Raw genomic sequence first — 7,700 nt, forward strand, 5'->3', positions numbered from 1 at the left:
ACAACAACAACAACAACAACAACAACAACAGCAACGCAGTCTAGACCGCTCTATGGCTGGTCTAGGGACGTCTTGTTTGGAATGTCTTGCTAAGCGGCTCTCCGAGGGATCTTGTCGAGCCGGTTCCCTCCTGTTAGCTCTCTATCTGGTCCGGGTATGAATTCATATTCTCGATCGGTCCCTCTTTTGTCTCTCCCGTTCTGTCTTGTGTCCCGTCCGATCCTCGCTCCGGGAGCATATCGCTCTCTGTCGAGAGCTCGTCGTGAGTGGTATCGGACGTCCCGAGACTAATCGCTCTCTCACGGCAAATACGCGCCTCTCACTGGAGACGTCTCTCGGGAGATCGGTTAGGATCGGTAGAAATGGTAATTCTCGTCGTCAGCGGGGGCTATCTGCGAGAAAAAATGTATAGTGGATTCTCTGCCGAATATTCCGACTCCCTCTTGCGATTTTTCCGATAGAGATAAAGGGAGATAAGCGGTGTCTTGTCGGGACTTACTCCTCCGGGGGATTGAGCCTCTTTTCCATCAATATTCTTACACCGGCTCGAGATTTTGATCCTCCTGGTGCTCGTCGTCGACCTCGTCTCGATCCGTCTCCTCGATCGAGCCGGTCCCGCCAAGTCCCGGCAAAGAGCCCCGGAAATAATCTGGAAGAGGAGACTATTTCCGGCTAATACTCGGATCGGCTCGATCGACTGGAACTAATCGCAAGAGGGAGTGGGGTTCGATGCCTCTACTTTTGATTATAGAAGAAATCAAAAGTAGACTATAAACTCTAAAAAGATATTATAATTTATCCGAGGTATTAAGGTGGGGTACGGCGTACACACTGGTAAGTAAATCACATGGACCGGCACGAAATTAAGGGAGAAGAAGTCCATACCGGGAGAGCCTCGAAAGCGGGTAACGGAGCTCACGTTTACGTTCCTAAGCGGTGGCTCGGAGCGGACGTGAAGGTCGTCCGGACCTCGGAGCTCGACGACTAGGTCAGGTGGATATGAGTTTTGACAATAAAGAGACGGACGAGGATTACGAGGCGATGCTCGAAACGATCGATAACTCGATCGAGGAGCTTGAGCGAAAGATCGAGAACGGGCGTATCAGGTCTCCAGAGCGGGATAACGTCCGTTTAAAGCATCACCGCGCACTCGGATATCAGATCCGGACCCGCCTCAAGATCGCAGAGAGCCGAGACCTTGCCCGGCTCGGAGAGGAACTAGAGGAACGGCTCGAGGAGCTCGAAAACAACTCATGAGTGATTACTCAAAACGGCAGATCGAGCGGATGTACGACGAGTTCGAGACCAAGAGCCGGGTTAAGCGCCAGCGACTCGGTCCGGATGGCTATCCAGCCTTTCCGGACGGAGCCGAGATTAGTCTCCCGGTCGCGATCGCGGCGGCGAGAGCAGAGCAAGACGGCGCGGATCCGGTCGAGGCGTGGGTGATCGCTGGGGAAAAGGGGCTCTCGAATGATCTCCCGGAGGTAACGGCGGACGGTCTCGACGCGGTCGAGGAGGTCCTCGGATATCCGGCGGAGGAGACGGAGGAGCTCAAGCGCTCGTATGGACTGCTCGACGAGAAGGACGAGAGCGAATCGGGAGAGTGAGCTAGTAGGTCGATGACCCAAAGTGATGTCACTACGGCGAGACCTGCAGTCAAGCGAGAGAAGGCTCGAAAAGGTTTCTTCATCCAGACGGTCGCAAGACCGATCCTTGTCCCCTTTCCCGTTCCACTATTAGCCGCTCGGGAGACGGAGAGCGCTCCGCTCCCGCGCTTTCAGTGGACTTGATCGAACGAGTTAGCCAGATCACCCCATTCTTTACACGAACTTTACAACTATGACAGAAGACAATACAGCAAATACAGAGGACAGTTTTGATCGGCTCGTCGAGCAGCTCGACGCGGAGCCGGGAGAGGTAAGCGAGATCGTCGCGGCGACGACGGTCGATTCGTTCGGACGAACAGATCTCGATCCGGGAGCGACTCCCGCAGAGGCGATCCGATCGACTCACAGAGAGACCGTCGAGTTCCTCCTGGAGGCGCTCGATACGATCGAGGCGGAGCCGGGGGACGTAACCCTCGACGAAATGCGGGACGTTCAGGACTCGATTATGGCCGTCTCTGTGGTCCCCGACGAGACGGACGAGGCGGGGATCGATCGCGACGCTACTCGGGGGTTTTACTAAATGACTGTTAGCGAGATCCTCTCGATCGAGCCGGGAGCGACGGAGCGGACGAGCGAGTTCCTTCAGGTCTCGCCTCGGAAAACTGCGGTCCTCCGAATCGAGGGAGACGTCGCGGATATCGACTCGATTGAGCCGCTCGTCTCGTTTACGAATGAGGAGGCGATCGGACCGATCGAGACAGACGAGATCGGGATCCCGGATCCGTCGGCCGGATCGACATATGCTCGTCTCGACGTCTCGGGACTGTCGCTCCTCGGGTTCGACGTAACGGCAAGTGCAGACGCGAGCGAGGCGATCTCCGTCTCGCTCTTGTGCCAAGCGAGGTAATTAGATATGTTGACAACTAAGCAGCTAACTGGTAGTATCGTAGCAAAGGACGAGGACGAGCGCTTTCTCCTCGGTCCCGTTCTTATCCCGGACAAGCCGGATCGGGAGGGAGACGTCGTCTCTCGGGAGAATATCCGCGAGGTTGCTCACAAGTTCACCGAGGAGTACCAAAACCTCGATCTCATGCACACTTTCGAGAGCGTCGCGAAGCTCTCGGAGTCATTTATCGCTCGGAAGGATCTCGACTTTGGGGAGACGACCGTCCCGGCGGGTAGTTGGATGCTCGGAGTAAAAGTCGAGGACGACGAGGTATGGTCGCAGGTTAAGAGTGGAGAGCTCTCGGGATTCTCGATCTACGGACAGGGAGAGCGGAGTCCCGTTACGTCCATGTCGAGCAAGGGCGTTTCGAGCTCCGAAACCGGGGGTAAGAGCTCCGAGGATATGGTCGCAAAGAGCGCGAGCCCCGAGGAGATCGCGAAAGAGGCTCAGTTAGATCTCGATCGAGTGACGTTCGTTAGTCTCGTCGACGAGCCCGCAGTCGGAGAATCGAAATACGTCGTCATGAAGCGAGCCGGGGAGGACGTCCCCGAGGAGATCGCGAAAGCCGCGAACGCCGACGACGTCGAGGTGATCGAGGACGTCGAGGATCTCAGCTCGGAGCGGCGATCGATCGAGCCGCTTACCAAGGATGCTCCGGACGATGATCGGGAGAATCGGATCGCGACTCTCGCTAAATCCGTCGAGCAGCTCCCGGAAGACGAGATCGAGGCGTTCGTTAAGAAGATCGAGGGGAACAAACGCGAGGGATCCTCGGAGAACGTCTCTAAGGGTTCGTTCACGTTCGACGAGGACGACGAGGTCTCGAAAGGGATCGACGAGAAGCCGTCTCGTTTCGGCGTTTCCTTTGCCTCGACCGTCGAGAAAGATCGAGCAAGCGGAGAGGAGCTCGTCGAGAAGGCTCGCGAGGCGACAGACGGGAGCGGTTCGTTCGCTTTCGACGAGGCCGTCGACAAGAGCGCGGACGTCGAGGACGTCAGTAGGTCGGTCGGATCGGTCGGCTCGATCCGCTCGCTCGACGACCTCGCTCTCTCGGACGTCTCGGCGGAGGAGATCGAGGACGCTCTCTCGGATCTTTCTCCGAGCAAGATTTGGGAGCTGGAGAAAGAGCTCGCGAAGCGCTCGGGACGCAAGGGTCGGACGACGGAGCTCGATCGCGAGCTTCACGAGGCGGAGGAGAGCAACGCTCATGGTATCGTCTCCTCGGACGGCGCGTTTACTTTCGACGAGGCCGTCGAGTCGGACGACTAACCTCGGACGGCTCTTTGCGGCGGACGTCTCCGAAAAATAGACTGGTTACTCCTCGATCCGTGATCCGCGTTCCGGTAGTTAGATCCCTCCGAACGCGCCGGCAGCGTAGAAGCCGCTCATAGCGCCGGTGATCGCGATTAGCAGGAACGGGAGGATATGATCTCGGAAAGTAACGAGGACGTCGCGAACGGCGAGCTGTCGCGAGTGCTCCGCGAGAGAGTCGGGAGCAGACATTAGTTCTCACCCTCCGAGCCGCTCTCGTTCTCCTCAGGGAGCGCTTTGCGTCCCGCGAGGACGCAATACCAGCAAGGGAGTTCGTCTCCCTCGACGCAAGAGCACGGGAGCGCCTCGTCGAGCTCCTCTTTATCGGTCCCGAAAATGTCGATCGCGTCGAGAACGTCCTCGGGGGTTGCGGTTTCGTAGCTGTCGAGCGTTACGTCGATGCCGTTTTCTGTCTTGTCGGTGTTGGCTGACATGGTCTTGTTGTCCAAGACAGACCGGCTCGCGTGGTCCAAACACGCGGGCGCTTCTACCGTCGAACCGCGCCCCGAGGAACTGGTCTGTCTCTAATAATACCTTAGAGGGCATTAGCATAAATGTACCGATACAGCGGATATAGCGATAGTTTGGTGGTATTCATGCCGTCAAAGGCAGTAGATATTTACCCTTTCATGCCGTCTTAGGTAGTATGAGCGAACACTCAACACCTGGAAGAAAACCTCGCGTCACCGATGGGGAGGTTCTAGCCGTATTCCGGCAGACCGACGATCCGGTACTTTCGACAGCCGACGTCGCCGACGAGCTCCCAATCAAACGTCGCGCGACACTCACACGACTCCAGCGGCTTGCCGAGAGTGGTGCCCTTGATCGGAAGGCAACCGGCGGGCGAAACACAGTTTGGTGGCTCACGGACGACGAACGAGTTCGAGGTAGCTCCGCGGAACCTCTTCGAGGGCTAGTCGGTCTCGTCGATGAGGAAGGAGCTCAGCGAGTCAGAGAGAGGTCGCGAGCGTTCCGTGAGGAATTCAATGATCGGATGGACCGTCGGCGAACTACCGACACAGAGCGGGACGCAAGCGGAGAGTCGGAGTAAATGTTACTCGACTCAACGTTTTTAATCGACCTGCTCGATTGCCTCGACGCGGCAGAAAACAAGCTCGACGAGCTTATTGAGACGGATACGCGTGTCTCGGTATCGGCACTATCTGTATACGAAGCTGGCCTTGGCCTACAAGAGAACGAACGCGAGAAATTTGAGGAAATCCTTGCATCAGTCGCTATACTCCCCCTTGGCCTCCCAGAGTCCCGTCGGGCACTCTCTATACAACGAACACTCTACGGACGAGGTGAGCCGATCGGGGATGTTGATTCGCTGATAGCAGCGACCGCGGTCGAGAGTCCGGACTCGAGAGTTCTCACCCGAAATGTCGACGAGTTCTCGCGTATCGATGATCTCGACGTCGCGACGTACTGAGTATGAGTAGGGAGATAGTCGAGCTCGCCGGCGGGGGAGAAGCCTACAAGTGCGAATACTGTGGCCAGCTCGCGATCGCGAAAAGTCAAATCGGGATTCATGAGGCGACTTGTCCCGAGAATCCCGATCGAAACGAGCCGTATCGCGGGACCTCATAATCGAGAGACGTCTCTAAAGAGGGGTAAAGGTCGGACGGGGGAGTTACCCCCCAAATATGGAACGAGCAGCCCTAGTCGACGGAGCAGGCGACGACGTCACCAGATAACGGGACGGCGGCCAGTTTTGCGGCCCCTGATGGGCAAATCAATACACGATGTGGAGGTAGTTAAAACTACTTTATTTAAAGTGACGCTAATGTCTGACGGAGAGCTGACGGAGATACAAGAGAATACGGATCGTATTTGTCACGTATGGAACCAGTTACGATCCGTATTCCCGACGATACGTATCGTACGCTCGCAGAGGAGGCCGACGAGAGCGGCCGCAGTATGTCCGAGGTCGTCCGCGAGCGCGTCGAGCGTGGTATGGACTACGAGGAGATCAAACGCGAGAGAGACCGACTCCGCTCCGAGAAACGGACGCTAATCCAAGATCGAGAGGAGAGGACGGACCTCGTCGAGTATGTCGAGCAAGAGCGCGAGCTCCAGGCGCGACGCGAGGAGCGGAAGGATGCTCCCGTATGGCGACGCGCTAAGTGGTGGGTCTTTGGTCGTGATCGAGGCGATCGCGAGGACTAGATCGAGCCCCCCTCAACTACGGGAAAAACCGCGAGGAGATTACGTCCTCAATCGTCCTCAATCGCAAGCCAGTACAACGTTTTGGGCACTACTACCCAATTATATAATCAAGTTTGTATGCAGTATTTCCGGGATTTGAGAGCTCTACTGTCCAATTCCCGTATCGGTAATCCCTTCCGGTAGTGCCCAAAAGTCGGTGTGTGTAGTACAAATTGTACTCCCAGATAGACAATTGTTTAATTATATCGAGTATAGGTAGACGAACACAGGAATATCTCTAATAGATTGTTGCTTTTCGGAAAAGGGACGTTGGAGAGGTCCCAGACTGAACAATTCTCCGTAGACTCGCGACACTCAAAACTGTATCGGATCGTAAATCGGGACATTTTATATGGAGGATGACGAAACGATCCGATAACGATCCGGTGTAAATACCGGGAGAGGTCCCAGACTGAACATCGAGACTTCTCCCAACCTCACCTAAGAGCCGACTCTATCGGCTCCGAAAGTAGGGGTCGGGCTGCATTGGCAGATAGCTATTGCTTTAGTCACAATTTCAATGACGAAAGAAGACATTACCGTTAGTACAGACTTTGTAACTGCTGCCGAGCTCCGCGATCGCGACGAGTCCATCGAGATCTCGATCGAGATCGTCCGGTCACTCTCCTCAATCGAGACGTCCTCGAAGGAGGCTCAAGACGATCGCGAGGTCGTCCGGTGTCCCGAGTGCGAGAGGGAAATAACGGCTCGGACTGGAGTCGAGAGGATCCCGCATACGCCCGAGTGCTCGATCGCTCTCTCGGAGGTCCGAGCATGAGCGACAAGGAGCTCAATTATGACTTTGAGAGCGTAGAGACGGAGTCCTCGATCAGAGAGAGCAAGGGAGTCGAGGAGAACGACAAGCTCGGAAAGGCTCTCGACGAGGAGGAAAAGGTCCGAGTTACAATAGAAGTCCCCGAGTCGGTCCGGGATGGGGCGAAATCAAAGCTCCCCCACGGAGGTATGAGCGACGAGGTCCGAGGACTATTAACCCGGATCGCGTTCGGCCAAGAGATGAATCAACGATCCCGACTTGAGCAGCAACTCGACGACCTCCGCGAGGAGAGGAGTAAGCTCCAGCGAGAGCGTCGCGAGCTCGACGCGAAAATCGAGAATCTCGACGATCGGATCCACGGGGTCGAGGATAAACTCGGGAGCATAACAACTCAAGAAGATCGTTACGAGGCAAAGCTAGAGGAGCTCGAATATCGAATCCGAGTCGAGGGGACGCGAGTCTTCCCCGAGCATGGCGCGGTCGAACGGGTCGCGAGCGGAGTCGGCAAGAACCCCGAGGGAGTAATCAAAGACCTCAAGCAGCGAAACCCGGATGTTAACGATTCGGCCTTTGAGGAAGGGAGTATTCACGGGAACGGTGGATCTTTCCTAGCTCCTGACGAAGACGGTGAGATAACTCCCGTCGACGAGAGAGAACAGATTCACCGAAGTAACGAGTCGGACGACTAACCACTTCTCCTTTCCTCGACTCCCGACTTAGATGAGAGAGTGTAACCCTCTCTCTTCAAATTCATATATGAATTTCAAGTTCATATATGAATTTGCTCTACTAGGTACACACCTACTACTACACTACTAGCTAGACAACAACAACAACAACAACAACAACAACA

14 protein-coding genes are annotated in these 7,700 nt (G+C 55.8%); 12 read left to right on the forward strand and 2 right to left on the reverse strand.

Going from position 1 to position 7,700, the window contains the following annotated elements; translation table 11 throughout:
- Positions 1-847 precede the first annotated feature (847 nt).
- From EAO80_RS13175 to EAO80_RS13200, 6 genes are all read left to right on the forward strand, one after another.
- Positions 848-988 (forward strand): DUF2080 family transposase-associated protein, encoded by a 141-nt coding sequence (locus tag EAO80_RS13175; RefSeq protein ID WP_122090346.1) that lies wholly within the window; start codon positions 848-850, stop codon positions 986-988.
- Positions 989-1,041: 53 nt separating this feature from the next.
- The gene (locus EAO80_RS13180) at positions 1,042-1,257 is read left to right on the forward strand and encodes a hypothetical protein (RefSeq protein WP_162994000.1); all 216 of its coding nucleotides are present in this window, start codon (positions 1,042-1,044) and stop codon (positions 1,255-1,257) included.
- Positions 1,254-1,607, forward strand: a complete 354-nt coding sequence (locus EAO80_RS13185; protein ID WP_122090348.1) for a hypothetical protein — start codon at positions 1,254-1,256, stop codon at positions 1,605-1,607. Before EAO80_RS13180 ends, EAO80_RS13185 begins: the two co-directional genes overlap by 4 nt.
- 232 nt (positions 1,608-1,839) lie before the next feature.
- Complete coding sequence (locus EAO80_RS13190) at positions 1,840-2,187, forward strand: hypothetical protein (protein WP_122090349.1); 348 nt, start codon at positions 1,840-1,842, stop codon at positions 2,185-2,187.
- Complete coding sequence (locus EAO80_RS13195; RefSeq protein WP_122090350.1) at positions 2,188-2,514, forward strand: hypothetical protein; 327 nt, start codon at positions 2,188-2,190, stop codon at positions 2,512-2,514.
- Positions 2,515-2,520: 6 nt separating this feature from the next.
- On the forward strand, positions 2,521-3,822 hold the full coding sequence (locus EAO80_RS13200) for an XkdF-like putative serine protease domain-containing protein (RefSeq protein WP_122090351.1): 1,302 nt from the start codon (positions 2,521-2,523) through the stop codon (positions 3,820-3,822).
- Between the two features lie 78 nt (positions 3,823-3,900).
- Here the strand turns inward: EAO80_RS13200 and EAO80_RS19795 are convergent, their stop codons facing one another.
- Complete coding sequence (locus EAO80_RS19795) at positions 3,901-4,056, reverse strand: hypothetical protein (protein ID WP_162994001.1); 156 nt, start codon at positions 4,054-4,056, stop codon at positions 3,901-3,903.
- Entirely contained in the window at positions 4,056-4,298 is a 243-nt protein-coding gene (locus tag EAO80_RS13205) for a hypothetical protein (protein WP_122090352.1), read from the reverse strand. The genes EAO80_RS19795 and EAO80_RS13205 overlap by 1 nt, the downstream gene beginning before the upstream one ends.
- Positions 4,299-4,510: 212 nt before the next feature.
- Here EAO80_RS13205 and EAO80_RS13210 point away from each other — a divergent pair, with 212 nt between their 5' ends.
- The 6 genes from EAO80_RS13210 (at position 4,511) to EAO80_RS13230 (ending at position 7,536) form a co-directional block, all read left to right on the forward strand.
- Positions 4,511-4,915 carry a hypothetical protein gene (locus EAO80_RS13210; RefSeq protein WP_122090353.1) on the forward strand — a complete coding sequence of 135 codons (405 nt, stop codon included), beginning with the start codon at positions 4,511-4,513 and terminating at the stop codon, positions 4,913-4,915.
- A complete protein-coding gene (locus EAO80_RS13215; protein WP_122090354.1) occupies positions 4,916-5,296 on the forward strand; it encodes a PIN domain-containing protein in 381 nt (126 codons plus the stop codon).
- Positions 5,297-5,298: 2 nt separating this feature from the next.
- Complete coding sequence (locus EAO80_RS19800; protein ID WP_162994002.1) at positions 5,299-5,454, forward strand: hypothetical protein; 156 nt, start codon at positions 5,299-5,301, stop codon at positions 5,452-5,454.
- A gap of 252 nt (positions 5,455-5,706) precedes the next feature.
- A complete protein-coding gene (locus EAO80_RS13220) occupies positions 5,707-6,033 on the forward strand; it encodes a ribbon-helix-helix protein, CopG family (RefSeq protein WP_122090355.1) in 327 nt (108 codons plus the stop codon).
- Positions 6,034-6,592: 559 nt separating this feature from the next.
- Positions 6,593-6,850 carry a hypothetical protein gene (locus EAO80_RS13225; RefSeq protein WP_122090356.1) on the forward strand — a complete coding sequence of 86 codons (258 nt, stop codon included), beginning with the start codon at positions 6,593-6,595 and terminating at the stop codon, positions 6,848-6,850.
- Complete coding sequence (locus tag EAO80_RS13230) at positions 6,847-7,536, forward strand: hypothetical protein (protein ID WP_245998615.1); 690 nt, start codon at positions 6,847-6,849, stop codon at positions 7,534-7,536. Before EAO80_RS13225 ends, EAO80_RS13230 begins: the two co-directional genes overlap by 4 nt.
- The last annotated feature ends 164 nt before the right edge of the window (positions 7,537-7,700 follow it).

The organism is Halalkalicoccus subterraneus (assembly GCF_003697815.1).
Classification (GTDB): domain Archaea; phylum Halobacteriota; class Halobacteria; order Halobacteriales; family Halalkalicoccaceae; genus Halalkalicoccus; species Halalkalicoccus subterraneus.

Coding starts and splice junctions, on each gene's coding strand:
- EAO80_RS13180 (WP_162994000.1), top strand. CDS start 1,042: ATGCTCGAAACGATCGATAACTCGATCGAGGAGCTTGAGCGAAAGATC.
- EAO80_RS19795 (WP_162994001.1), bottom strand. CDS start 4,056: ATGTCTGCTCCCGACTCTCTCGCGGAGCACTCGCGACAGCTCGCCGTT.
- EAO80_RS13200 (WP_122090351.1), top strand. CDS start 2,521: ATGTTGACAACTAAGCAGCTAACTGGTAGTATCGTAGCAAAGGACGAG.
- EAO80_RS13225 (WP_122090356.1), top strand. CDS start 6,593: ATGACGAAAGAAGACATTACCGTTAGTACAGACTTTGTAACTGCTGCC.
- EAO80_RS13205 (WP_122090352.1), bottom strand. CDS start 4,298: ATGTCAGCCAACACCGACAAGACAGAAAACGGCATCGACGTAACGCTC.
- EAO80_RS13185 (WP_122090348.1), top strand. CDS start 1,254: ATGAGTGATTACTCAAAACGGCAGATCGAGCGGATGTACGACGAGTTC.
- EAO80_RS13230 (WP_245998615.1), top strand. CDS start 6,847: ATGAGCGACAAGGAGCTCAATTATGACTTTGAGAGCGTAGAGACGGAG.
- EAO80_RS13190 (WP_122090349.1), top strand. CDS start 1,840: ATGACAGAAGACAATACAGCAAATACAGAGGACAGTTTTGATCGGCTC.
- EAO80_RS13175 (WP_122090346.1), top strand. CDS start 848: ATGGACCGGCACGAAATTAAGGGAGAAGAAGTCCATACCGGGAGAGCC.
- EAO80_RS13215 (WP_122090354.1), top strand. CDS start 4,916: ATGTTACTCGACTCAACGTTTTTAATCGACCTGCTCGATTGCCTCGAC.
- EAO80_RS19800 (WP_162994002.1), top strand. CDS start 5,299: ATGAGTAGGGAGATAGTCGAGCTCGCCGGCGGGGGAGAAGCCTACAAG.
- EAO80_RS13220 (WP_122090355.1), top strand. CDS start 5,707: ATGGAACCAGTTACGATCCGTATTCCCGACGATACGTATCGTACGCTC.
- EAO80_RS13195 (WP_122090350.1), top strand. CDS start 2,188: ATGACTGTTAGCGAGATCCTCTCGATCGAGCCGGGAGCGACGGAGCGG.
- EAO80_RS13210 (WP_122090353.1), top strand. CDS start 4,511: ATGAGCGAACACTCAACACCTGGAAGAAAACCTCGCGTCACCGATGGG.